The sequence below is a fragment of the Bowmanella yangjiangensis genome (genome assembly GCF_017255015.1).
Taxonomy (GTDB): Bacteria; Pseudomonadota; Gammaproteobacteria; order Enterobacterales; family Alteromonadaceae; genus Bowmanella; species Bowmanella yangjiangensis.
In genome coordinates this window covers 64,431-90,538 of the sequence record NZ_JAFKCS010000011.1, presented here as the reverse complement: position 1 = coordinate 90,538, position 26,108 = coordinate 64,431, and the positions used below count along the sequence as shown (strand labels likewise).

Below are 26,108 nucleotides of genomic sequence, written 5' to 3'. Positions count from 1 at the left end.
TCCATATGCGGTTGAAAAAGGCCCGCTTTCGCGGGCCAACAAGGGGATCAGAAGCTGGCTCTTACACCAACCGCGATTTGCCGGCCAAATCTGCTTAAGTAACTGATTTGGTCTTCCACTTTGGTGTATGCCCAATAGCGCTCATTGGTGAGGTTACTGGCCTCTGCAAATACACTGAAGTTGTCATTGAAGTCATAGCTGAAGCTGGCATCCCATTGACCATAGTCAGAGATCCACTCCGGACCACCCCAGGCTTCAGGTTCATTCATATATTTGCTGCGCCAGTTATAGGCAATACGTGCCTGCACGCCATACTGTTCATAGTAGAGTACCGCGTTATAGGAGTTTTTAGACATCCCCCTGAACGGTAAACCTTGCTCTTTTCGCGCAGGATCGTCATAGCTGCTATCTACATAGGTGTAGTTAAATTGCATACCCAGTCCATTGAAGGGTTCGGGTAACCATTCTTCCAGTGACTGCTGGTAGGACAATTCCACCCCTTTGATGCTCGCGCCATACTGGCTCTTAACAGGTCGGTTACCGTAATAACTGATACCATCCACTTCGATAGGGGCTTTTTGATCCTCCAGGAAAGACTGAATGTCTTTAACGAAGATACCTCCGCTTAAAGCACTGCTGTCGCCAAAGTACCATTCCAGAGTTAGATCCGCCTGATTTGCCTCCTCCGGTGTGGAAGCCGGATCTCCCATGTTGATGGTCGGCAGGCCATTTTCCAGCGAGGTAAAGTTAACCGAACGCCAGGGACGCAGATCGTTCAGGCTGGGACGGCTGATGACCTGTGCAGCAGACACCCTGAAAAGCAACTCATCGGTCAGGCTGAGTTTAAAGTTCATGCTCGGTAATACGTTAGAATAATCGGCGCTGTAGTTCACATCGACCGGGGTATCCCATCCGTTGTTAAGCGGCTTACCTTGTTCATCCAATTCAATCAGATCCAAGCGATACACGGAGCCAATGGAGTGAGTTTGGGTTTGTGAAGCGCGTAGACCCAAATTGAGCTTATAGGGCAATTCAAATAGCTCATCTTCAAGAAAGACTTGTACATAAGCGGTTTTCACTTCTTCTTCGATAGTGTAGCTACCGGCTTTGCTTTTCGACGCTATGATGTAATCATTAGCTGCATCGGCGTTGATACCGCGATAGAAGTCAAGCAGGGCATCATAGTCAAAACTTGGCCAAGGATCCGGAGTCTTACTTTTTTCACCGTCCAGGAAGTTATCGAAGTTGGCCGGTCTGAATACAGACTGCGGGATGCGGAACAGCTCAAAGTCTCCTGTGGTAAATACCGAGCTGTTATCAAAGGCATAGCCATCACGGTTCAGGTAGAAGCCTCCTCGACTGAACATGCTGGGATTGCGGGAGGAATACTCATCACGAGTTTTTGATTGCTTCAGGTAGGACGCACCAAACTCGATTCTATTGATGATGCTGTCATCCAGGCGGTATTCGGCAAAGAGTTTGGCATCATCGATTTTATCTTCCACGCCTACGCCGGTGTTACGGCTGTAGTGTGCGCCATAGGGTTGATCAGCCGTTAAACCCGGCGAAAGCGAAACGTCCGGCAGCATATTGCCGGTGTCGTGGTCAATACGAATACTATCAATAAAGCCGCGGGCGACCACAAAGCGGTTGTCACCGGCATTTTCATTTTTAGCTTTAGAGGTGGCGATGTCTGCCACAACGGTTAAGGCATCTGATGCCTGCCATTTGCTGTTGAAAGCCAACTGATAGGTATCGGTTTTACGTGGCTCGGTCAGGTTGAGCAGTTCCACCATGGTATTACCGGTTTGCGTCATGGCCACCACCCGGCCTTGATCATCAAAACTGGCATCGGTGAACACCGGTGTTCCTGGTGTCCACGACTCGTCGTAGTTTACAAACCCAATTTGATAACGATGGCCGTCGGTGTTGTAACGGGAGTAAAGTGCATCAAAGTTGATATCCCATTCATCGCCCGGACGCCATTGAATGGCTAAGGTAGCACCCAGTCGTTCACGGGTATCCTGGGCGTTAGTGAAGTACATATAACTTGGGATCTTTGAGGCGAAAGTTTCATTGTCGTCAATCACCCCATTGCCATTGACGTCAACAGGGACGCCAGCGCTGTCTTCGTCCCAGCCTTCATCAGGGTCAAAAAAGCCCCCGGCTGAATATTCGTCTTCGCGTAGGGTTTTCTTTGAGTAGGCACCGGAGAACAAAATACCGAAGGTTTCGTCCTGATTTTTATCACCTATGATGAACGACCCATGAGGGTTAATATCTTCGGTTCTTGACTCATAGATGCCTTTGGTTGAGGCGCGCAAGGTAAAACCTTCCAGATCCAGAGGTTTACGTGTCTGGATATTCACTATGGCACCTATACCACCTTCGATAAGCCGGGCTTCAGGAGACTTATACACTTCAAGAACATTCACCAGTTCAGAGGCGATGGTATCGTAGTTAAAATCACGGCCTGCGTTGTCTGATGCCAGTTTGCGGCCGTTCAGGGTAGTAATGTTGTAACCGTCCCCCAGGCCCCGGACCAGTATATTCTGACCTTCGCCACCGTTACGGGTAATGGTAATACCGGGTATTCTTTGCAAGGCTTCAGCAAGGTTTTCATCGGGAAATTTACCAATATCATCGGCAATGATTAGGTCGACTACGCTATCGGCATTTTGCTTTTGAAACAGCGACTCGCTAATGCTGCTGCGTAATCCTCTTACCTGAATTTTCTCAACGTCCTGCCCTCTGGCTTGCGTTTCTTCCTGCTCCTGCGAGTCGGCTTGTTGCGCAGCTGTTGGCAAGGCGGTGCCCAACAGAGTGGCGAGTGCCAGCGCAAGTTTGTTGTATCTGGTTTTCATTATTGTCTTGTCCCCTAGATTGACTATTTATTTACCTCAATCAAACGAAGCATTCCGAAACTTGCGAATGGCTTTCGTTGTTTAAATAAAACGCTCTTTTTGTTAATTGATCAAGTAGAAATGAAAAAAAACTTTTAAATGCTTTCGAAGTTGTGCATGATGAATAACAAGTTAGCCCGGCTGCCTCCCTGGGGTAGGAAGCTATCTCACTGAATTTTGGTTGTTTTCTGTATCTGATGCTGACAAAAAGGATTTGCTTTCGTTATCTTTTGAAAGCTTCTGGCTCATGGTAGATTGCTGCCTTGAGTTACAAATGAAAGGAGCGATACATAGTGGATGCGTTCAATAGCATTGAAAGGCAACAAGAGATTCTGCGCATGACACAAGCGCAGGGCAAAGTGTCGGTAAAAGAGCTGGCTGAGCAGTTCAATGTGTCGGAAGTCACGATTCGAAATGATCTCAGTATTCTGGATCGCAAAAAGTTGCTGGTGCGCAGCCGGGGCGGGGCGATGGTCAATAGCCAATTGGGGCGAGAGCTGTCACTTAAGGAAAAAAGTCACCAGAACTCACTGTTGAAGCGCCGTCTGGGGAAGGTGGTTGCAGACCTGGTGCTCGAGGGAGAGCGGATTTTACTGGATTCAGGTACTACTACCCAGGAAGTGGCAGCTTGTTTGGTGGATCGCGAGGACCTGGTGGTAATGACCAACGGCTTGAACATCGCCACTGAGCTGGCCCGCTCGGAATCGGTGGAAGTCATGATGACAGGCGGCTCGCTGCGAAAGAAGTCGATGTCATTTTACGGGGCTGTCGCTGAGCGCAGCTTGCAAAATTATAACTTTAGCAAGCTGATTCTTGGGGTGGATGGTTTTGACCTCCGTACCGGCATAGGCACACATTTTGAAAAAGAAGCCATTCTCAATCGTTTAATGTGTGAGATGGCAGAGGAAGTGGTGGTGGTGACTGATTCGTCAAAGTTTGACAAGCGGGCCTTTCACGTTATTTGTGCGGTGAAGGAAATCCACACCTTGGTTACCGATTCTGGGATCCCCCAGAACTACATTGAAGAGTTGGATAAGTTAGGCATCAACCTGCATATCGTTGAGCGTACTGATCAATAGGAGTAACACTTATGTCTGAGTTTAATCGTCGATATTTTCTTAAAGCTGCCGCTGCTACTGCAGCAGCAGGCGCAGTAGCAGCCTGTAGCAGCACGGGTAAAAGTGCCAACACACCAAAGGCCCTGGGCAAAAGCGTTATGGGGCTGACTGTCGCGCCAATGCAAACCGTGCGCGCCGCGATTATCGGTGTAGGCCAGCGAGGTGTTGGTTTTGTCCGCCACTTATGCAATATCGACGGTGTTGAACTTAAGGCAGTGTGTGATATTGATAGTGAAGTCACAGCGCGTGCGGTGAAACTTGCCGTCGAAGAAGGGCGTCCGGCCCCGGATGTGTATGGTAAAAATGATTTTCACTATCGGGACATGTTAGCCCGAGATGATTTGGACATAGTGATTATTGCCACGCCCTGGCGTTGGCACCACCCTATGGCCAAGGACACTATGTTGGCCGGTAAACATGCTTTCGTGGAAGTGCCTATGGCTACCACTATGGAAGACCTTTGGGATCTGGTGGATACCTCAGAGGCGACCCAGAAAAACTGCATGATGATGGAAAACGTCTGCTACGGTCGCGATGAATTGATGGTACTGAACATGGTACGTCAGGGCGTATTTGGTGACTTATTGCACGGTGAAGCGGCATACATTCACGAACTGCGCTGGCAGATGAAGGAAATTGACCGTAAGACAGGTTCATGGCGCACTTATCACCATACCCGTACCAATGGTAATTTATATCCCACTCATGGTTTAGGCCCGGTTGCACAGTACATGAACATTAACCGTGGCGACAAATTTGAGTATATGAGCTCCATGAGTTCGCCAGCCCTGGGCCGCGCTGCTTATGCTAAACGCGAGTTCGCTGCAGATCATGAGCGTAATCAACTGCATTATATTACCGGCGATATCAATACCAGTATTATAAAGACCCACCTGGGCCGCACTATCATGGTTCAGCATGACACCACTACACCTCGCCCCTACACGCGTTTGAATCTGATTCAGGGCACCAATGGTGTATTTGCCGGCTTCCCGAATCGAATAGCGCTAGAGCAGGGCGGGTCGGGCAGCTTCCATGAATGGGACTACGATATGGAGAAATGGTACAAAAAGTACGACCACCCACTTTGGACCCGCATGGGACAGGAAGCTGAGCGTAACGGCGGTCATGGCGGAATGGACTTCCTGATGGTATGGAGGATGATTTATTGTCTGCGTAATGGCGTACCTTTAGACCAGGATGTTTACGACGGTGCTGCCTGGTCGGCAGTGTTCCCGCTATCGAAAGAGTCGGTGGCCGACCGCGGTAATTCCAAAGACTTCCCTGACTTTACCCGCGGCCAGTGGCAGCATGGCAAGCCACTGGGTATCGTAAGCTGATATTTCTTAATCCGGTTAGTTGTGGCTGACCGGCTATCGCTAGTTTTCTAAGTGCTGCAATGGCATACAGGCTGTTGCAGCCGGTTTTTACTCAGAAATGAGGAAGGTTTTCATGCGTCTTCTCCGTGAACTTTTTGCTGCCAACCGTGGTGGGAAAGCGTGCGGTATCTATTCAGTGTGCAGCGCACATCCGCTTGTGCTTAAAGCTGCCATACTGCAGGCCAAAAAGGACAACTCTCTGTTGCTTGTAGAAGCAACAGCTAATCAGGTTAACCAGTTCGGTGGCTATACTGGTATGCAGCCGGCTGATTTCATCAAATTTGTTCGAGATATGGCTGATGAGCTGGATCTTAGTCCTGAACGGCTGGTTTTTGGTGGTGATCATTTAGGGCCGGTATGCTGGACAGATAAGCCCGCGGATGAAGCCATGCAGCTGTGTGAGGGATTGATTCAAAGCTATGTGGAAGCGGGCTTTGAGAAGATACATTTGGATACCAGCATGCCATGTGCGGACGACCCTGAGGCTCTGAGCGACGATACTATTGCCTCGCGTGCGGCAAGATTATGCCAAGTAGCGGAGCAGGTTTCTTCACAGTTAGGGCGAGACCTTTGTTATGTGGTGGGAACCGAAGTGCCGCCGCCGGGAGGGGTCGATGAGCTTGAAGAACATTTAGCGCCCACTCCCGTTGCCAATGTTATGCATACTCTGGCGGCGCACAAAGAGGCATTTACGGCCAGGGGACTGAAAGAGTCTACTTGGGACAAAGTGGTCGCCATCGTGGTACAACCTGGCGTGGAGTTCGATAACAGCAAAGTGCATGATTTTGCTGCTGGTCTCGCATCTGACTTGTCCGGGGCCATTGAATCCGTACCTTCATTAGTTTACGAGGCTCACTCTACCGATTATCAATCTCAGTGCGCACTTTGCAAACTGGTCCAAGGCCATTTTGCCATTCTTAAAGTGGGGCCGGCCTTGACCTTTTCCCTGCGTGAGGGATTGTTTGCTTTATCTCATATAGAAGATGCCTTAATTGCCCCTGAGAAGCGCTCTAATCTAAGAGAAAAGTGTGCAGAACAGATGCAGGAGCAGCCCAAATACTGGCAGAAGTTTTATCCCAATGCCGTGCAGCAGCCCTGGCTGCGTTTTTTCAGCTACAGTGACAGAATTCGCTATTACTGGAGCCAACCGGATTTGCAAACCGCGCTGAGTCAGCTTATTGCTAACCTTTCTGACGTGGTAATTCCTTTGCCTCTCCTAAGCCAATATTTGCCTTGTCAATATCAGGCTGTGCGCAGCGGCCAGTTAAATGCTGAGCCCGAAGCGTTGTTGTTACATAAAATTGCTGATGTGCTGAATGATTACGCGCAGGCATGCCATTTCCAGAATTAAGTAGGAAGTACTATGACCGACCAGGTTTATCTCGGCTTTACCCACGCAGAGCTTGAGCAAAAAAACGCCGTCTGGACTGCAAAAGAAATCAGCCAGCAGCCTATGCTGTGGCAGGTGTTATCTGAAATCTTTGCCCAGCGTAGAACGCAGTTAGATAGCTGGCTTGCGCCAATCCTGGCGGAGCCTGCGCTTAGGATCATTATGACAGGGGCTGGCACCTCTGCTTACATAGGCGAAGCGCTGCAGCCGCATCTGCAAAAGTACATGCCGTTAAGCCCAGGGCAAAGGGTCGAGGCGGTGAGTACCACTGATATCCTCAGTAACCCTGACATGTATCTGCAAAGTGATGTTCCGACCTTACTGGTCTCTTATGGTCGTTCAGGCAATAGCCCTGAGAGTAAAGCGGCGGTGCAACTTACCAATCAGTTAGTGGACAAATGCTGGCATTTAGTGGTGAGTTGTAATGCCCAAGGAGCATTGGCAAAAGCCTGTGAGGGAAATGATCGTTATCAGCTAATGTTAATGCCGGATGAAGCGCACGATCAAAGTTTTGCCATGACCAGTAGCTTCACCTGCATGATGTTATCGACACTCATGCTGTTTGCACCTGACCAACATCAGTTTGAGCGTATGCTTGCGCTATCCTCAGGGATTTTACGTGAGGATGTAAGCGCCATTAGCCAATTAGCTGAACTTGCTACAGAACGCTTGGTTTTTCTCGGTGCTGGTCCGCTACAGGCCATTGCCAGAGAAGCCGCACTTAAGGTGCTGGAGCTTACGGCCGGACAACTGCCCAGTTTCTACGAAACCCCACTGGGGTTCAGGCATGGCCCGAAGTCGTTAATCAACTCTGCTACTCAGGTGGTATTGCTACCCTCGGCCAATCCTTATACCAGCCGTTACGACACCGACCTGCGCCTGGAACTGGAGAAAGATGCCCAGGCCTTAGATATCGGTATACCACTGCCTTTGTCAGAAATTCAGCAACTTGAAGATGCCTGGCTTGGCTTTCCGTACATTTTGTATTGCCAGATCCTGGGCTTTTTCAAAGCATTGAAATATGGAATAAGCCCGGATAATCCATGCCCAACGGGTGAGGTTAATCGTGTCGTTCAAGGTGTCACGCTTTACCCTTTTACTCGGGACTGATTATGCATTACGGCTTGGATATTGGTGGAACCAAGATGGAGTTGGCGGTATTTGATGCCAGCTTTGTGTGCTTGGAACGAATACGCCGTGAAACACCTACCGATGATTATCCAGCATTTCTGCAGGCGATTGCAGAACTCGTGGAAACAGCGGACAGCAAGTTTTCATGCAATGGCTCTGTGGGCATTGGATTACCCGGTATTGTCAGTACAGATGGATTAGCCTTATCCAGCAATGTCCCTTGCCTGACTGGTCAGGCTGTCGCAGCAGACTTGACCCTGACCTTGAACCGTCCCGTGGCGCTGGGAAACGATTGTCGTTGTTTTGCGCTTTCAGAGGCAGTTCTTGGTGCAGGGAAGGACTACTCAAGGGTGTTAGGGGTGATTATCGGCACGGGGCTTGGCGGAGGTCTTTGTGTTGATGGAAGACTTTACGCCCCAAATAGTCAGTTGGCCGGTGAATTTGGTCACCTGGGTTTACATGCCGCCGTGGTAGCGCGCTGGCAGTTGCCGATTATTCAATGTGGCTGCGGGCTGAGTGGCTGTGCGGAAACTTTTGTGTCCGGCACTGGGCTGGGCAGGCTGTATCAGCACTTTGGCGGTCTTACCTGTGACACCTATCAGTGGCTGAGCGCCTATCGGCAAAGTGAACAACAGGCAATAAGCACCTTTGATTGTTTTATCGATGCCTTAGGCTCAGTGATCGCCGGACAAATGTTAAGCCTGGATCCAGATGTCATCGTATTAGGTGGTGGTTTGTCGAGCATTGATGAAATTCGCACCCAACTGCCAGGGGCGGTCCAAAAACATTTATTCGCTAATGCCCCCATGGCGCCAGTTAGGGTTGCCGAGGGTGGCCCATCCAGTGGCGTACGCGGTGCTGCGCTGCTTGGCGCTGAGCTAGTCAAAGGACAATGTCTATGAACCCAGATAACTGTTGGCTGGCTGCCGAGAAAGCCTTGATTGGTAGCGCATGGCAAAGCTCGGTTTACCTGCATATTGTTGATGGATGCATTGAGGCTATCCGTCATCAACCGCCCGCCGAGGGACATGTGCAACCTGCAGGCGAGGGCGTACTAGTGCCCGGTTTTATTGATGTTCAAGTTAACGGCGGTGGCGGGGTGTTACTTAATGATAGCCCGTCCCTTGAGGGCATTCGCCAGATCTTTGCAGCGCACGCGCAGTTTGGCACCACGGCCATGCTGCCGACGTTAATTACCGACAGTGTCGAGGTGATGCAGCAAACCGCCGAGGCAATTGCGGCAGCGATTGCCAGCAACGAACCCGGCATAGTCGGTGTGCACTTTGAAGGGCCACATATGTCGCTGGCAAAGCGCGGGGTGCATTCACCCGAGCATTTGCGCGCGCTAAGCGATGCAGAAATGGCGGTGTTTGCCCGTCAGGATCTGGGTGTAAAGGTCATCACTGTGGCGCCAGAAGTGGTCAGCCCCGAGCAAATCCGTCAGTTGGTTGGTCTGGGTGTACGGGTCTGTCTGGGCCACTCCGATGCCACTGCCCAGCAGGTACAGGCAGCACTAACTGCCGGTGCCAGCGGCTTCACCCATCTGTACAACGGCATGTCGGCCTTGACCTCTCGCGAACCCGGTATGGTGGGGACGGCACTGGCCGATGAGCACAGTTGGAGCGGCCTGATTCTGGATGGCCATCACGTCCATCCGCTGTCCGCCAGACTAGCGATTCGCGCTAAGGGCATAGAGAAGATTATGTTAGTCACTGATGCCATGCCGCCGGTGGGAACTACACAGTCCGATTTTGCCTTCTACGGTGAGCGAGTTGTGCGCCATGGCACTAAGCTAATCGCGCCCTCGGGCTCCTTGGCAGGCTCGGTATTGGATATGGCGGGGGCAGTGCGGTATGCGGTGCAAACCTTGCAGCTGCCGCTTAGTGAGGCCGTACAAATGGCATCGGCCAGTCCAGCGGCCTTTTTGGGGCTGAGCGCAAAATTAGGCTCGCTGGAGATAGGCAAACGGGCAGATATGCTACTGCTTGACGACGACCTTAACGTCAAAGGCTACTGGCTAGCTGGCCGCCCATTTAACTGAGGATTTGCGTATGAATAAACCGTCCAACACCGGCAACCAGCAGATTTGGTTGCCCATGCTGATTATATCCATTCTGTTTTTCCTGTTCGGTTTTGTGACCTGGTTAAATGGCTCACTCATTCCCTTCTTACGCATTGTCTGTGAGCTAAATGAGTTTCAGGCGCTGTTGGTGACTTTTGCCTTTTATATTGCCTATGTGGTGATGGCCTTACCCATGTCGGCTTTACTGGATCGCATTGGTTACAAAAACGGCATGGTGGCTGGGCTGGCTATTATGATTGCAGGTGCGCTGGCCTTTATTCCGGCCGCGCTGAGTGCGCAGTTCGGCTTGTTTCTGATTGCACTTTTTGTGCTGGGTACTGGCCTGACTATCTTGCAAACAGCATCTAATCCTTATTTGGTGTTGCTGGGGCCGCCACAAAGCGCTGCCATGCGCATCTGTGTCATGGGCCTGCTGAATAAAGGCGCAGGTTTTATTGTTCCCATCATTTTTACCGCCATTATTCTGACCGGCATGGACAGTTATACCCCGGATGCCCTGGCCGGACTATCTGACGCCGAACGCGAAGTGGCGCTGGATAAACTGGCCCATCGTTTAGTTGATCCCTACTTATGGATGGCAGGCATGCTGCTGCTTTTGACCCTGATGGTAAAATTCGCGCCGCTCCCCGAGCCGGGTGAAGAACTGCGGGGGGGAGAAGGGCATAAGGTGCGTCGTCGCGAGGTATTGGCTCACCCACAGCTTGTTCTGGGGGTTATCGCGCTATTTTTCTATGTCGGTGTTGAGGTGATAGCCGGGGATACCATTGGCCTGTTTGGCCAGCAGTTGGGTGTTAGCCACTTCGGCGCGCTAACCTCCTATACTATGGCCTTTATGATGCTTGGCTATGTGTTGGGTGTGGTGACCATTCCCCGTTTATTGACTCAGGCTCAGGGCCTGCAGCTATCGGCCGTGGCCGGTGTGGCACTAAGCGTGGCGGTGGTGACCTCTGACCCGGCTTCACCGACGGTATCTCTGCTATTACTGGGCTGGCTGGGTGTGCCAGCCGTGCCTGACCCGGTATTTTATGTAGCCCTGCTGGGCCTGGCCAATGCCTTGGTCTGGCCCACAGTATGGCCTTTGGCGTTGCAAGGGCTTGGTAGACATACCGCTACAGGCTCTGCGCTGCTGATTATGGGCATTGCCGGAGGCGCGCTATTGCCCCTGGCTTACGGTTATCTGGCCCATCATGAATTTGGCAGTCAAAATGCCTATCTACTGCTGATCCCTTGTTATGGTTTTATTCTCTACTATGCGTTTAAAGGCCACAGCTTAAGAAGCTGGAAATGAGCGAGCTGGGGCCTAGTGCCCCCGAAAGCTTCTAATCGAATTTTATAATTCGATGGATTGAATCAATCAATTATCAAGATTAAATTGCATTGGCTACACTTCTCCTCGTCTTCAAGGCAATCTTTTTAAACAATGGAGAATTCATCAATGAGTCAATCACTTATCAACACTAAAATCCTGCCTTTCAATGCTACTGCTTACCACAATGGCGAGTTTGTACCTGTTTCTGATAAAGATCTGGCAGGCAAGTGGGCTGTAGTGATGTTCTACCCGGCTGACTTTACCTTTGTATGTCCGACCGAACTGGGTGATCTGGCTGATTACTACGACAGACTGCAAGCCTTGGGTGTGGAAGTATACTCAGTATCTACCGATACACACTTCACGCACAAAGCCTGGCACGATGCGTCTGAGACTATCAAGAAAATCAAGTTCCCTATGATTGGTGACCCAACTGGCCGCATCAGCCGTAACTTTGGTGTGATGATCGAAGAAGAAGGTCTGGCCCTGCGTGGTACTTTTGTGATTAACCCAGAAGGTGAAATCAAAGTGGCTGAAGTGCATGACCTGGGTATTGGCCGTAGCGCCGCTGAATTGTTCCGTAAGGTACAAGCTGCACAATATGTTGCCAGCCATGACGGTGAAGTATGTCCAGCTAAATGGCAGCCAGGTGAAGAAACCCTGTCTCCTTCTTTGGATCTGGTTGGCAAAATCTAAGCCCTGATCCCGGGGCCTGCATCAGGCCCCTTACTTTCCCTATATGTTGAACTGCACGGGCATCCTTATGCCGGTGACAGGATAGTTTTGCCCAGTGACTGTCGAGGTAAAGATGTTAGACAATAATTTAAAAGACCAACTAAAAACCTATTTAGCCAACCTGAAGCGCCCGGTGGAGTTGGTTTTGGCCACCGACGACAGCGAAAAATCCCAACAACTGTTGGCGCTGGCGCGGGACATTGAAGAATTATCCGATCTGGTGAGCTACAGCCAGATTAGCGACGCTGCCCGTATACCCTCTATGCAGGTCACCAGCCCTGACACAGGCACATCCATGACCTTTGCTGGTCTGCCCATGGGCCATGAGTTTACCTCGCTGGTATTGGCGCTATTGCATAGCGGTGGACACCCAATTAAACAAGAGCAGGCCATTTTAGATCAGATTAAAGCGCTGCCTGGTCCACTGCACTTTGAAACTTACGTGTCGCTGAGCTGCCAGACCTGCCCAGGCGTGGTACAGGCGCTTAATCTGATGGCGGCAGTTAATCCTCAGATCACCCATGTGATGGTAGATGGTGCGCTTTTCCAGGATGAAGTCAGCCAACGTAATGTGATGGCCGTTCCCAGTGTATTTTTAAATGGTGAGAGCTTTTCTCAAGGCGCTATTAACTTAGAGAAGATCCTCTCTAAAGTGGATACTAATGCGGCTGCACGTCAGGCCGAAGTGTTAAAAGACAAAGCGCCATTTGATCTGTTGGTTGTCGGTGGTGGCCCTGCCGGGGCTTCGGCGGCAATCTATGCAGCACGAAAAGGTATTCGTACTGGCCTGGTGGCCGACCGCTTTGGTGGTCAGGTGGCAGACACTGTCGGTATTGAGAACTTTATTTCGGTTAAGAAAACCGAAGGCCCGAAACTGGTGGCCAGCCTTGAAGAGCATGTGCGTGATTATGACGTAGACATTATGGCCAACCAGCGCGTGGTGAATGTGCGAGAAGGGGACATCCTGGAGATTACCCTGGAAAACGGCGCCGTGTTGAAAAGTAAGAGTTTAGTGTTAGCCACTGGCGCCCGCTGGCGTGAAATGAATGTGCCTGGCGAGCGTGAATACCGAGGTAAAGGCGTGGCTTACTGCCCACACTGTGACGGCCCGTTGTTTAAAGGCAAAAAAGTTGCGGTTATCGGTGGCGGTAACTCGGGCATTGAGGCTGCCATTGATCTGGCTAACATAGTAGAGCATGTCACTGTACTGGAATTTGACAGCAAGCTGCGCGCCGATGAAGTACTAGTGCGCAAGGCCCGCTCTATGGCCAATATCAACATTATATTGAATGCGCAGACCACGGCCGTAAATGGCGACGGGCAGCGTGTAAACGGCCTGAGCTATAAAGACAGGGTATCCGGCGAAGACAAACAGTTGGAACTGGCAGGTATCTTTGTGCAAATCGGTCTGGTGCCCAATACCGAATGGCTAAAAGGCAGCGGCGTTGAGCTAACCGCCCGGGGTGAAATTATTACTGCTGCAAATGGCGAAACCTCGTTAAAAGGCGTGTTTGCTGCCGGTGATGCCACCACAGCACCCTTTAAGCAAATCATTATTGCTATGGGCAGCGGCGCGACGGCCAGCCTTGGGGCCTTTGATTACCTGATGCGCTCCTCTGCACCGGCTTGATAGCCATACCAATAGAAAAGGGCCTTTGTTGGGCCCTTTTTCGTTAACCGTTGTAAATAGGCCCACCGCGGGCGAGGTAGTCGGTTAATACTGCTTGGGCTTCTGACCTTAATATCTGTCGGTCTACTTGAATACCGCCTTTTTGAAGATAGTCATAGCTTTGTGCAAACACTGGTCCTTCGTCAAAGCCAATGGCTCTGGCATCGTCACCTGTGGCAGCACATACCAGACGCTTCACACCGCTCCAGAATATGGCCCCTAAGCACATGGCACAAGGTTCACAGGAGGTGAAAAGCTCGCGGCGTGCATGATTATCTGACAAACAAAAAGATTTAAGGCGTTTCTCTGCCAGCATAATGGCCATCACCTCAGCATGCAGACAGGAGTTGCGGGCTGCCATCACCTGATTTACGCCCACTGACAGCAGCTGGCCGCTATCCATATCAAAAATGGCCGAGCCAAACGGGCCACCAGTGCTACGTTGGACATTTTGTCTGGCCAGTTCCACGGCCAGGGCCATTTTGTCTTCATCACTATGATAAGGTGTTGACCATTCCAGGCTATGCATTGCCCAGTCTGGCAGTTGGATCTCTGTACTTGGTTCTGCGACGCAGGACACCCAATGCGGTTTGCTCATTTTACCTCCATGCTCAGTCACAGCTTAGGTAACATCCGTTGCTGCGTAAAGTGGCCAAAAGTGGCATAATGCGCGCCCGCTACTCAACAAGAGAAAAACATGTCTATAGAACAAGCCCTGACTGAGCGCGCTGGCGCCAAGTGTGAATTATGTGCCGCTACCGATAATCTACAAAGTGTGGCCGTGCCACCTATTGATCAGGTCAGGGTAGATAACCATATTCTGGTTTGTCAGACCTGTAAGTCTCAAATTGAGGGCGCTGAATTGGATACCAACCACTGGCGCTGTTTGAATGACAGCATGTGGAGCCAAGTACCCGCGGTGCAAGTGATGGCCTGGCGAATGCTCAAACGCTTATCCTCTGAAACCTGGGCACAGGATTTGTTAGATATGTTGTATCTTGACGAAGAAACCAGCACCTGGGCGCAAAAAGGCGATGACTCAGATCGGGAACCGACCCTGGATAGCAACGGTGCCGTGCTAAGTGCTGGCGATACCGTGGTATTGATTAAAGACCTGGACGTGAAAGGCGGGGGCTTTACCGCTAAACGTGGCACAGCGGTGCGTGGCATCAGTCTCACAGACAACCCTAAACATGTGGAAGGACGGGTTAATGGCGTGAGGATTGTGCTGGTGGCAGAGTACCTGAAAAAAGCCTGATTTTAATAGCGACTGGCGGCGCAGTTAATCTGTTGATGTCTCACTTGCGTGACACGGTTTTCTGCGCTGTCTCTATTGGCAAATAGGGCTTATGTCCAACCAGCCCATCTGTGGTATTTGCTGTCTTTCTAAGAGAATAATCTTTTAATTCAAGACAACCTTATTGTGATAAATAGGTCGCTAGCCGTTAGGGTTAAAAGCTAAATCATCCGTAACGCGTAACGTCAAAAATGCCTTACCTAAGCTTTTTCGTATCGGTAGAACCTAAGTGCCTGAAAAAACAGTAAATGTCAGCCTCAGGCCCGCTTGCGTAAATTATCAATGCGCACTGGTGCAGCCGGCATACAAGCAGAGTAACACTAAGACTGTGTTACTCAGGGTAGGTTATCTCGGCGTCAGTGTCGGGAAGGCGGTAGTCAAATACATAGCTATGCCGTCCTGACGTTATGTTGATTAGCATGCGACCCGTTAGGCCTTGCAATTCACCGGTAGCTGAATGGGGCAGCACTTCCAGTACCAGATGTTGGTTAGCGCCTTGCATGGTGCCGTAATGCTGCATCACAAAACTGCCTTCGCGCCCATCCAGGGTGCCACTAATCTGTTCAATGGCCACATAACCGGCAGAGCTCTTATCGGAATTCTTGGCACTGAGCATTTCGCCTTTGCTTTTTCCCTCCAGACCGCCACTAAAGACCTTATCGATGGACATTCTGCCCAGGCTTACACCTTCTTTACCTTGTGTGTAGCTAGGTAGAGACTGAACCCTGACCTCAAATTCCCCTCTGGCTTGCATGTTGTTTTCCTTGAAAACTTTCTTGTTGTTTTGAATAAGTTAATCGGAAAATTTCCGCGATTTTTGCCCATGTTAACAATGCCAAGGGGGAAATGACATGCTTTAAATTTGCTCAGCCAAATTCCTTATGCTTGCCCTCACATCTGGAAAGTCTCTATGATTCATTGAGGTACATAGAAGAGTAACTGGCATGCAGCATGTGGTGTTTGGTGCAGGATTAATTGGGGGTTATCTGGGCGGTGTACTCGCTCATCGCTCACAGAGTGTTAGCTTGGTTGTGCGTGATTCAGCGCGCGAGCGCTGGCAGCAAGGGGTGAGACTCAGTGACTATCAGGGTCACCAGGCTGGGCCCTTATATCCCCGGCTACTCGGTAGCAATTGGCGCGCTGATGCTAAACCCTGCGATGTGCTTTGGTTAACCGTGAAATGCACGCAACTTGCGCAGGCTGCAATGGATGCTCAGCCGTTGATTGGCCCGCAGACAAAGATTTTTTGTTGCCAGAATGGCGTAGGAAGTGAGTCCCTGGTCAAAGCCATTTATCCTCACAATCAGGTACGAAGGGTGATTGTTCCTTTCAACGTAGTGGAGTCTGCACCTGGTTGCCTGCATCGGGGTTCCGAAGGGCAGCTCACGCTGGAATGTCTGTCTGAGAAAGATGAGATTGGCGAACTGGTCACGTTGCTGGACTGCGCCCTGATGCCAGCGGGGAGTGCCGAGGACATGCTGGCCCTGCAGTGGGCGAAATTGCAGTTAAACCTTGGCAACGCGGTTAATGCACTGGCCGATATACCGGTAAAATCCATGCTGGAAGAGCAGGGGTATCGGCTAATATTGGCGGCACTTATGGATGAGTTGCTGTCGGTTTGTAAAGCCAGGCAGCTACGGCTGCCCAAGCTAACCAAGGTGCCAGCGCGGTGGTTGCCATTTGTTCTTCGTTTACCTAACTGGTTATTTTTGCGTGTTGCATCGGCAATGCTGGAGATAGATCCTGGCGTGCGCACTTCAATGTGGTGGGATCTGAAACAAGGAAAGGACTCAGAAATTGCTTATCTCAACGGCGCAGTAATAGAGCAAGCGCTTAGCTTAGGGCTGGATTGTAAGGTGAATCAGGTTATTGTGATGCTGGTTCATCAGGTAGAGCAGGGTAAGCTTAAGATAGGTATGTCTGCACAGCAGTTACAGGAATGCATTGGGTTAAAAGGCGGTCGCTCACACTGAAGGCCAGCGTTTAACCTGGTTTAGATTAAGGACGATACCAGTAGCGCTCCTGCTCAAGTGGGGTGAGTTGTGGCAATAGGGGGTTCCACAGCGGTAACACTTTTCGCTCGAACAGTCTGGCCTTATCGATGGCCTGTTGATGATAGGCCGTAAACAAACGATCGAATTCGCCGTTTGCCAGCATCTGCTTTAAGCCTGATTTTATCCCAGCAGCTAGCACAGTATCTGTAGGTCGGAAGAAGAAGTAAATGGCGGTGGGATAAAACAGGGCTAGTTGCTTTTCCACCACCAGATCGCTTTGATAGTTTTCTTGTTCGGTCCAAATCTCAAGGATAGAGCGTGGAAAGGCAATCCCCCGGTCTCTAAGCAGCATTTCGAACAAATCATGGGTCTGTGGCGTACCTGATACCCTCAGGCCGTTGGCTTGTAGCACGTAAGTATCCGGCCAACCTTGCCCTTGTAATAGTGGGATGGCCGCTAGTGCAGAAACTGAATCAATGTGATCCAGTTTTGACTGTGACGACGCTTTGATCATCAACAAGCGCCATCCGTACAATCCTTTAAAGATGGGTATTCTTACCGGCAGTAATTGCTTTTCCCTTTCTACGCTGGTCATGGTCCAGACCACATCTATGCCGTCGTTGGCTTTCAATTGCCGTAAGGCTCGGCTTTGCACTATCGAATCCGCAGAAGGGCGAAGGTGATAATCTAATCCAGCGGTCTGTAGCGCTTTAGCGAGTAACACTTGCGGATAATCGGAATCGTTTGCCTGGGCTGGCTGAGGGTAAATGAGTGGCGGTGACGCGGATAAGGTCAACGAGTAAACACTCAAGAATAAGAGCAAAGAAAAAAAGTATTGACGCATGTTGCGGCTCTCCTTGCTTGTTGCACTTAGGAACTATGGCGAGGTGAGCGGTTTCCCTGTGCTTTGAATTGCCGTTGGAGTCGAGTTTGCGTAGACTCGCCCCACTGTAAAATAAGCACATAACGACAAATGAAACAAGGATTCAAAGTTCCTCATACGCTGATACTGCTGCTGGGGATGATGCTGGTTGCTTTTATTGCGACCTGGATTGTGCCGCAAGGCTTCTTCGATACCGTAACTGCTGAAAACGGCAGGCAAATGGTGGTACCTGGTACCTTTACCCTAAGCGAAGGACGCAGTTACCTCACTCCATGGGATTTTCTAACTGCGATTCCCCGCGCCTTAGCTGCCGCGCAGGACGTCATTTTCTTCGTATTTATTGTCGGCGGTGTGCTGTCCATAGCAAGGGCCACCGGTACTATTGATGCGCTGATCGGGCGCATGCTGGAACGTTTCGGCCATAAGCCCAACCTACTGATATTTATGGTGGTGTTTTGTTTTGCCATGGCATCCGGTGCCATAGGTACGGCAGGCGAATACATTCCTTTTGTGTTGATTCTGGTGGCTTTATGCAAAGCCATGCGCTTGGATGCTATGACGGCTGTGGGCATGATTGTGGCCGGTTATGGTATTGGCTACGGCGTATCAGCATTTAACCCTTTTACCGTGTTAATTGCCCAGCAAATTGCCGGTGTTCCTGTGTACTCCGGACTCGAGTGGCGACTGGCGATTTTTGTGCCATTTGTACTTATCGGATTTCACCATGTATGGTCATATGGCAAGAAGGTACTGGCGGATCCTAACCAATCTTTAACCCGCGATTTGCCCTGTCCCTTAAGTGGCTCGGTTCAAGGAGATTACCCTAAGCTAAACCGCCGCCATCAGTTGATTTTACTTGGTTTCGTTGCAGCTCTGGTAACGGCGGTGTGGGGTATTGCGACTAAAGGTTGGTATTTGTACGAACTGGGGGGGGTATTTATCGCTTGGGGTATGTTCACCACAGTGGTGGGCAAGATTGCGGTGGATGTGGCTGCAGATCGTTTTATCGAAGGGGTTAAAGATCTGGCGACTACGGCCATGTTGATTGGGGTGGCAAGGGGCATAGCCCTGATATTGGAAGACGGCCAGATCTTGCATTCACTGGTCTACGGTATGTCACTGCCGTTGTCTTACCTGGGGGCTGAGTTGGCCTCAGTGGGTATGTTGGTCATCCAGACTATTCTGAATCTGTTTATTCCCTCTGGAAGCGGGCAGGCCTATGTAACTATGCCCTTGATGGCACCGGTTGGTGATTTGATTGGGGTAACACGTCAGGTAGCTGTACTGGCTTATCAGTTTGGTGACGGCTTCTCGAATATGATCATTCCAACCAACGCGGTATTGATGGGCATTATCGGTATGGCTGGCGTGCCTTATCACTTGTGGTTCAGATTCTGCCTGCCACTTTTAGCCAAACTCATGTTGGCCGCCGCTATTGTGTTGGTATTGGCGGTCACCTTCGGCTATGGTGAAGATGTTCAGCCAAAAACAGTAGAACAGAGTGAGCAAAGCTAAGGGAGTCTCTTTCCAATCACCTGAGACTTCAAGGTTGATGGAGCGAGTGTGCTAGGCATTATCTTTACCAGTTTTGTAGATATGGTTGAGGAGCGCTTTCCTGAAATTCAGGTTGAGCGCTTGCTCGAGACCGCCGCCCCGCAAGGGGGCGGCGCTTACACCGCGGTTGGCTACTATGCATTTGAAGAGTTACAGTCTCTGGTCGTCACTTTATCAAACATGACAAACCGGCCAGTTAAGACCCTGCTTTATGATTTCGGTGTGTATTTATTCGATGTACTCAAGCAGAGTCATGAAAGCCTGCTGTGGAGTAAAGAGCATCTGTTTGACCTGCTCGCTTGCCTGGATACTGAAATTCACCGGGACGTCATGTCTCTCTATGCTCAGGCTAATCCGCCACGATTTACTGTCATAGAACGCGATGAACAAAAAATTGTATTGTTGTATGAGTCGGCACGTCATCTCGAAGCACTTGCACATGGTCTTGTCGTTGGGGCTGCCAGTCACTATCAACGTAACGTGTCGGTTGATATACAACCGTCATCAACAGCGTTGGGCTCGTTTATTATCGTGCGCTTACTCTGAAACTTAGTGGTGTTTTGCTGCTAACCGCATGACTTTGCTTTTGGCGTCCAGCAAAGAAAAATCTTGAGAGGATGCCAGTGGAAAAAACAGTACCTTGAGAGGAAGCTGCCAAAGCACAGACCTCCGGCTTGTGGTTTCATTTCCATAGTGGGCTTCCAGCGCTGCTGCATACTCATACTGCGTCTATTCAGCTCCGCATAGATGGCCAGCGCTCGCCCTGTGCACTGGCGGTCATCAACGCGCTCAAACATATCCATTTATTCGTCGGTACTGAGTGTCGTCAGTTCATTCATCATTGTCAGACTTCCTTTCCGACTAACGGCCAACTGTGTCTCTTGACTAAGTAAACGGCCATTTAATCCTGGGGTTCGCCATCCGTAAATGGCGGTTCGTGCATGATCTCATCCTGGTCAGTATCGAGTTCTTCTTCAAACGCAACCCTAGGCTTTTTTCGAACTAATACTTTGTCACCAATCTCAACACCAGACATGGTATTAACCCGCTTTTTCTTGGGTTTGGCTTGTTGCCATACATTGTCTCCCTGACCTGATGAGGATGGCCCTTTGCTCTGTTTGGCCGGACGGGGAGGGCGAAGGCCCTTAAATTTACCGGCCAGACCTTCTATGACCTCAAATTCAATACTTTGCTCCAGCAGTGCTCGAACTGCTACGAAGCTTTGCCAATCCTTAGGGCCAACCAGTGAGACTGCATTGCCTTTATTCCCCGCTCGACCTGTTCGACCGATACGGTGTACGTACTCTTCTGGTAGCTTTGGCATATCAAAGTTCACGACCAATGAAACTTTAAGCAGATCCAGACCCCGCGACGCCACATCTGTGGTGACCAGAATCTGATGATGTCCCCGGGCAAATTCATTCATAATATTGCTGCGCTGGGACTGACTAAGTTCGCCGGATAGGGCGATGCTGGTAAGTCCCCAATCCTTGAGCAAGCTTGCCAGTCGCTCCGTGTCAGCGCGGGTAGCAGTAAACAAGATAGCCTGCCGATAGTCCTGTTTTTCCAACAGGGCCTTGAGTAATGCTTCTTTATGTTCAATATGGTCAGCCAGAATAAAACGCTGCTCTATATCAGCGTGTTGCTCGCCAGCACTACCCAGACTAATACGCTGTGGGGCTTTAAGCAGCGTCTGGGTGAGATAATGCAGTTCGGCGTTATCCAAAGTAGCGGAGAACATCATGGTCTGACGTTTACGGTGATCGGCCTTGGCATGAATATGTTTTAGCTGCGGAGCAAAACCGAGGTCCAGCATACGGTCAGCTTCATCCAGAATCAGAAGTTCAAGACCATTTAGGAACAGTGATTTATCCGTTAGGTGATCGGCTACCCGGCCGGCAGTACCAACGATAAACTGCGGACTGCGCTTTAGCGCTTTAACCTGGTCGTTAAAATTCTCGCCACCGAGAATCAGGGCGACATTAGCACCTGGACCATCCAACAGGGCGCGAAGTTGTAAAAATACCTGCTTGGCCAGTTCACGGGTAGGCGCCAGGATCAATACGCGAGGATCTTTTTTCGATAACGGCTTGGTTCTCAGCACGCGCTGAATCGCGGGTACCAGATAGGCCAGCGTTTTTCCCGAGCCGGTCTTGGATGACACGATCAGGTCTTTGCCGAGCAGCGCGTGGGGCACAGCCTTAGCCTGGATTTCAGTGGCCTGGTTAAAACCTTTCAGTTGCAGCGCGTTTTGTAATCTGTGATCAAGGGGCAGGTCGGAAAAAAGCAATGATATGATCCGGTGGCAAATTTGCCGCAAGTATACGCTGTTGCTCAGCGATGAGCCAGAAAAGGCCGACAATGCATGCCGGCCTTATGCGTCTTAAGCGGAAATTTCCGATTTGAGGTATTTCAAAAATGCTTCACTTACCTTGGACAGTGGACGATTATCCAGGTACAGGCCATTGATCTTAAAAGTCAGAGGCGGGGCAAAGGATGCCATACCGACTTTATCTGATAAATTACCCAGCGCGGTAAACTTGTCTATGGTACAGCAGCCCAGTCCCTGCGCCACCATGCGTGCGGCAACATAGTAGGATGTGACCTGGAGATTGCTTTGTACTTGTACACCGTCATTGGTTAGACGGTCATACGCCAGTTCACCCAGTGGGCCGCTATCCCAGATGCCGATTAACTCTGTTTTAGCCAGTTGTTCGGGGCTCAGCACTTTAGGCTCATCAGGAAATTGCGCTTTGGGGTACAGGATAACGATTTCCCCTTCACCACATTCTATTTTGGTGACACCAGGCATGGGCGGAGAAGAGTAGAGAAGCGCCAGGTCGCAGCGGTGTTCGGTCAGGGCTTGCAGAGCCTGATCGTTGTGGGTGGTTTCCAGATCAAAGCGAATATTAGGGTGCTCTTCTCGAAACTTAGCTAATGCCTTCGGTACTACTTCAAAGCCCAGTGCTGGCGTGAATGACAAGTTAATTTGTCCGAAGTCGTTACGTTTGATATTTTCCGACATCTTGCGAATAGAGCGTAGCTGCCGGTAGGTTTTATCCACTTCGCTAAACAGCATGTCTGCTTCAGGGGTGGGGATTAGTTGTCCTTTGTTACGATGGAACAGCTGAAAACCCAGCTGCATCTCTGCATGGGCCAACACTTTACTAACGGAAGGTTGTGAGACAAATAGCAGCTTGGCGGCACCCGTAATGGAGCCGGTGGTGTATACCGAGTGAAATACTTCTATATGTCGTAGCCGCATGCTTAATACCCTCGAAAAGAAAACCCGGTCACCGCAAGAGGTGGCAGGCTACCACTAACTTCCAGCGACATACTGTAACGAAACTACCTAGCCCCATAAACCAGGGTTATGGGGTTTGCAAATACTACCCGTATTTCTGCATATATTGATGTGCATTTAACTTGATTAGTTGTCACTTTAGCGCGTCAAGTGGCTGGTTTACTTAAGCTGTGGCATAGTCCGGCACCACGCCAAGTTTGCATAACTCCAGGTTATGGGGTGTCGATTTTCTTTTAATTGCACTTAGACAATATATTCAGGATTGTGTAAGCACCACAACAATAAGGTCCGATAGTGGGGGCCAAACTCAAATGGGGATAGTCATGAAAACATCCAACAGCAACAAGTGTAACCTGAGCCCATTGGCTCTGTGTATTCTTACCGCGCTAGGGAGTAGCGCGGCAGTCGCTCAGCAGACTACTGGTGTAGAACGCACTGAAGTCGCTGGCGCACAAGTTCAGAACACGGAGAGTACTGCTGCTAAGCTGCAAAAAGAGCAAGAGCAGGATTTAGAAAAGGTAATAGTGGTAGGTTCAAGCATCAAAGGCCTGAACGTAACGGGTGCATTACCTGTTTCACTAATGGATCAGAAAGATATTGATGCTATTGCCGCCACCTCGGGTGCGGATTTGTTTGCTGCGATTCCTTCTAACGGCAACGTTAACTTCAATGGTAACGATGTGGTCAGCGGCGTCTATGCGTCTCGTGGTGACGTAGCTTCTATCAACCTGCGCAGTATCGGTACCGGTAATACTCTGGTATTACTAAATGGTCGTCGTCTGGTTCAACACCCAGGCTCGCAGACTGAAAACTCTGTACCTGTAACCACAGTTAACATGAATGCTATCCCTGTAATGGGCATTCGTCGGGTTGAAGTGCTGCATGACGGTGCTGCGGCAATCTACGGTTCTGATGCCGTTGCAGGTGTAGTAAACAGCGAAATGCGTAGCGACTTTGACGGCTATCGTTTTGACGTCCAATACGGCGATGCAGAGAACATCAGTCGTTCCAAACTGAATATGAATATGTTGGGTGGTTGGTTCCTGAATGACCAGGCAACCAATCTGACCTTGTCCATGAACTATTACAAAGCCAGCGAAGTGATGGCGTCTGAGTTGCCATATTCGGCTGACTCTGACCTGCGTCCTTTCCTGGAAGGTACCGATTGGGAAGGTGACACTAACTTCCGTAATACCTCAAGTACAACGCCTTGGGGCCGCTTTGTAGCTAGCCAGCGGGTAGCTGGTCTAACGACAGCTGCGGGTCAGTTTCACATTGAACCTGTAGATGGCTCAGATTTTAATCAACAGTGCGTGTTGGCCAACGGTCTGTGTATCGACAGTGGTTCAGTAAGCTCGGACCAATATTTCAATACTAATGGTAGCCGTACTTTGCTGCCGGAAACCGAGCGTGCCAATGCTTTCTTGTTCATCAATCATGAAATGGAAAGTGGCACAGAACTTTATGGTGAGCTGAGCTACTACTGGGCTGAGTCGAATTCACAGCGTGGTGAAACGGCTACTCTGACATCTGCGCCTGTTACTATTTCCAAAGACGCTCATTGGAACCCGCTGGGCTCTGGGATAAACCGTGTAGCAGGTTACGATATCCCCGCCGAAGGTTTGGATATCACTATCGACTCTTACCGCGTAGTAGATGCTGGCGTACGTCAAATTAATGTGGTTAACACCACTTACAGAGGTTTAGCCGGTGCGCGTGGTAACTTTGGTAACTGGGATTGGGACAGCGCGGTACTTTACTCTGCGGCCAAGACCGACGATACCACTTACAACCGAACCAGTCTGACTAAGTTCCAACAAGCAGTGAACCGCACTGACGCCAGCGCATACAACCCTTTCTGTGGCGCAACCTGTAACAGTCAGGCCAGCATGGAGCCTTTCCTGGTTAATATCAGCCGTGTCGGTGAAACCGAATTGGCCTTGGTTGACTACAAACTGTCTAACCCCAACTTGTTCAGTCTGCCTGCTGGTAATGTCGGTGTTGCCTTTGGTACCGAGTGGCGTTATGAGAGTTTTGAAAACGACTATGATGATCGTTTGGACGGTACCACTGTGTATACTGATGCGGTAACGGGTACTGTGTATGAAACCGACGTAATGGGTTCAAGTGGCCAGCCAGATGCAGATGGTTCACGTAACGTATTCTCAGCTTTCGTTGAATTAGCCGGTCCGTTAATCAGCCCTGAGATGGATATTCCATTGGTTGAAAAACTGGACTTCCAGCTGGCTGGTCGTTACGAGCGTTACAATGATGTTGGCAGTGTATTTAAGCCCAAGGCAGTGTTGTCATGGTACCCGGCGCAAAGTGTACAAATTCGTGCATCTTATGCAGAAGGTTTCCGCGCACCTAACCTGGAACAGCTGCATACAGCCCGTACCAACCGTGTTAACTATCCTATTGACTACTACCGTTGTCAGGCCAGTGTTAACAAGGGCGATATTGCTAACTTGAGTGCTTGTAGCGGCACCGACAGTATCGAGAACATCCGTTTAGGCAACCCTAATCTGAAACCAGAGAAGGATTACAACTACGGTTTTGGTATGGTGTATACCCCGGCATTTGTTGACAACCTGACCCTGACCGCTGATTTCTGGCGTATTGAACAGGAAGACTTGGTTGGTATTCGTTCTTTCCAGAACATCGCCGACTTGGATTACCTGTATCGTATGAATGGCTCCAGCAATCCAAACGTCATTCGTTCAGCGCCAACTGCTGATGATATTGCTTTCTTCGCAGGTTCTGGCCTGGAAGCTGTGGGCGATATGATGGACATCTATGGTTTGTTTGAAAACCTCGACTCTCGTACTACCGAAGGTTTGGATCTGGGTATTTACTACAAACTGAATCGTACGTCTTTCGGCGACTTTGACTTTAAACTTAACGGTGCCAAGTTGCTGAAGTCCTACCAGAGCATTGATGAAGAGTCTGCCAAGCTGGCAGCACTGGGCATCACTCTGGATGATGTCGGTGACATGATTCAAATGGATGGTCGTCCTGAGTGGCAGGCGTCTGGTACTGTGACCTGGCGTTACGACAACTGGGGTGCAGGTTTGCATGCCAAGTATGTCGGTGACTATTACGACACCAGTGCTGTGCATGATGAGACCGGTGATTTCTGGCATGTATCTTCCTGGAATACCGTGAGCCTGTACGGTCAGTACAGCTTCGATGAAGGCGCGATGGATGGCATGCGTCTGCGCGTAGGTGTGCGTAACCTGTTTGATCGTGAGCCACCTTTGGCTGACGAGACTTATGGTTATGATGCCAGCTTACACAGTTCAGAAGGTCGATACTTCTACGTATCACTGCAAGCCAACTTCTTCTAAGTTGAGCGAATT

At 50.1% G+C, this 26,108-nt stretch carries 20 protein-coding genes; 14 read left to right on the top strand and 6 right to left on the bottom strand.

All coding sequences use genetic code 11. The annotated features are described in order from the left end of the window. Positions 1-47: 47 nt before the first annotated feature. The gene (locus J0A65_RS12600) at positions 48-2,864 is read right to left on the bottom strand and encodes a TonB-dependent receptor (RefSeq protein ID WP_206594541.1); all 2,817 of its coding nucleotides are present in this window, start codon (positions 2,862-2,864) and stop codon (positions 48-50) included. 332 nt (positions 2,865-3,196) lie between these two features. Here J0A65_RS12600 and agaR point away from each other — a divergent pair, with 332 nt between their 5' ends. The 9 genes from agaR to ahpF all read left to right on the top strand — a co-directional run bounded on the left by agaR (position 3,197) and on the right by ahpF (position 13,678). Continuing rightward, positions 3,197-3,982, top strand: coding sequence for a transcriptional repressor AgaR (agaR, locus tag J0A65_RS12595; RefSeq protein ID WP_206594540.1), 786 nt, complete (start codon positions 3,197-3,199; stop codon positions 3,980-3,982). Between the two features lie 11 nt (positions 3,983-3,993). Further along, positions 3,994-5,361 carry a Gfo/Idh/MocA family protein gene (locus J0A65_RS12590; protein ID WP_206594539.1) on the top strand — a complete coding sequence of 456 codons (1,368 nt, stop codon included), beginning with the start codon at positions 3,994-3,996 and terminating at the stop codon, positions 5,359-5,361. 112 nt (positions 5,362-5,473) lie between these two features. Continuing rightward, positions 5,474-6,751, top strand: a complete 1,278-nt coding sequence (locus J0A65_RS12585; RefSeq protein WP_206594538.1) for a D-tagatose-bisphosphate aldolase, class II, non-catalytic subunit — start codon at positions 5,474-5,476, stop codon at positions 6,749-6,751. 12 nt (positions 6,752-6,763) lie between these two features. Then, complete coding sequence (locus J0A65_RS12580; RefSeq protein WP_206594537.1) at positions 6,764-7,900, top strand: SIS domain-containing protein; 1,137 nt, start codon at positions 6,764-6,766, stop codon at positions 7,898-7,900. A 2-nt stretch (positions 7,901-7,902) separates the two neighbouring features. Beyond that, positions 7,903-8,823 carry an ROK family protein gene (locus tag J0A65_RS12575; protein WP_206594536.1) on the top strand — a complete coding sequence of 307 codons (921 nt, stop codon included), beginning with the start codon at positions 7,903-7,905 and terminating at the stop codon, positions 8,821-8,823. Beyond that, the gene (nagA, locus tag J0A65_RS12570) at positions 8,820-9,962 is read left to right on the top strand and encodes an N-acetylglucosamine-6-phosphate deacetylase (protein ID WP_206594535.1); all 1,143 of its coding nucleotides are present in this window, start codon (positions 8,820-8,822) and stop codon (positions 9,960-9,962) included. Before J0A65_RS12575 ends, nagA begins: the two co-directional genes overlap by 4 nt. Before the next feature lie 10 nt (positions 9,963-9,972). Beyond that, a complete protein-coding gene (locus J0A65_RS12565; RefSeq protein ID WP_206594534.1) occupies positions 9,973-11,292 on the top strand; it encodes a sugar MFS transporter in 1,320 nt (439 codons plus the stop codon). A gap of 147 nt (positions 11,293-11,439) precedes the next feature. Further along, complete coding sequence (gene ahpC / locus J0A65_RS12560) at positions 11,440-12,009, top strand: alkyl hydroperoxide reductase subunit C (protein ID WP_206594533.1); 570 nt, start codon at positions 11,440-11,442, stop codon at positions 12,007-12,009. Positions 12,010-12,121: 112 nt separating this feature from the next. Next, positions 12,122-13,678, top strand: coding sequence for an alkyl hydroperoxide reductase subunit F (gene ahpF, locus J0A65_RS12555; protein ID WP_206594532.1), 1,557 nt, complete (start codon positions 12,122-12,124; stop codon positions 13,676-13,678). 43 nt (positions 13,679-13,721) lie between these two features. Here ahpF and J0A65_RS12550 read toward each other — a convergent pair whose 3' ends face one another. Continuing rightward, the gene (locus tag J0A65_RS12550) at positions 13,722-14,315 is read right to left on the bottom strand and encodes a nucleoside deaminase (protein WP_232849924.1); all 594 of its coding nucleotides are present in this window, start codon (positions 14,313-14,315) and stop codon (positions 13,722-13,724) included. A gap of 99 nt (positions 14,316-14,414) precedes the next feature. Between J0A65_RS12550 and J0A65_RS12545 the strand changes: the two genes are divergently transcribed. Continuing rightward, positions 14,415-14,975 (top strand): PhnA domain-containing protein, encoded by a 561-nt coding sequence (locus J0A65_RS12545; protein ID WP_206594531.1) that lies wholly within the window; start codon positions 14,415-14,417, stop codon positions 14,973-14,975. Between the two features lie 370 nt (positions 14,976-15,345). Here the strand turns inward: J0A65_RS12545 and J0A65_RS12540 are convergent, their stop codons facing one another. Then, positions 15,346-15,768, bottom strand: a complete 423-nt coding sequence (locus tag J0A65_RS12540) for a DUF3224 domain-containing protein (RefSeq protein WP_206594530.1) — start codon at positions 15,766-15,768, stop codon at positions 15,346-15,348. Positions 15,769-15,958: 190 nt separating this feature from the next. Between J0A65_RS12540 and J0A65_RS12535 the strand changes: the two genes are divergently transcribed. Continuing rightward, on the top strand, positions 15,959-16,987 hold the full coding sequence (locus J0A65_RS12535; protein WP_206594529.1) for a 2-dehydropantoate 2-reductase: 1,029 nt from the start codon (positions 15,959-15,961) through the stop codon (positions 16,985-16,987). 25 nt (positions 16,988-17,012) lie between these two features. Here the strand turns inward: J0A65_RS12535 and J0A65_RS12530 are convergent, their stop codons facing one another. Continuing rightward, positions 17,013-17,852: a transporter substrate-binding domain-containing protein gene (locus J0A65_RS12530; RefSeq protein ID WP_206594528.1), complete on the bottom strand. Its 840-nt coding sequence runs from the start codon at positions 17,850-17,852 to the stop codon at positions 17,013-17,015. 129 nt (positions 17,853-17,981) lie between these two features. On the opposite strand from J0A65_RS12530, the gene J0A65_RS12525 reads away from it, so the two are divergent. Both J0A65_RS12525 and J0A65_RS12520 read left to right on the top strand, forming a co-directional pair. Beyond that, positions 17,982-19,406: a YfcC family protein gene (locus J0A65_RS12525; protein ID WP_206594527.1), complete on the top strand. Its 1,425-nt coding sequence runs from the start codon at positions 17,982-17,984 to the stop codon at positions 19,404-19,406. 48 nt (positions 19,407-19,454) lie between these two features. Continuing rightward, entirely contained in the window at positions 19,455-19,991 is a 537-nt protein-coding gene (locus tag J0A65_RS12520; RefSeq protein WP_206594526.1) for a heme NO-binding domain-containing protein, read from the top strand. A 355-nt stretch (positions 19,992-20,346) separates the two neighbouring features. Here the strand turns inward: J0A65_RS12520 and J0A65_RS12515 are convergent, their stop codons facing one another. Together J0A65_RS12515 and J0A65_RS12510 are read right to left on the bottom strand one after the other, a co-directional pair. Then, on the bottom strand, positions 20,347-21,735 hold the full coding sequence (locus J0A65_RS12515) for a DEAD/DEAH box helicase (RefSeq protein ID WP_206594525.1): 1,389 nt from the start codon (positions 21,733-21,735) through the stop codon (positions 20,347-20,349). A 93-nt stretch (positions 21,736-21,828) separates the two neighbouring features. Beyond that, positions 21,829-22,710, bottom strand: coding sequence for a LysR family transcriptional regulator (locus tag J0A65_RS12510; protein ID WP_206594524.1), 882 nt, complete (start codon positions 22,708-22,710; stop codon positions 21,829-21,831). A gap of 362 nt (positions 22,711-23,072) precedes the next feature. Here J0A65_RS12510 and J0A65_RS12505 point away from each other — a divergent pair, with 362 nt between their 5' ends. Continuing rightward, the gene (locus J0A65_RS12505) at positions 23,073-26,096 is read left to right on the top strand and encodes a TonB-dependent receptor domain-containing protein (protein ID WP_206594523.1); all 3,024 of its coding nucleotides are present in this window, start codon (positions 23,073-23,075) and stop codon (positions 26,094-26,096) included. The last annotated feature ends 12 nt before the right edge of the window (positions 26,097-26,108 follow it).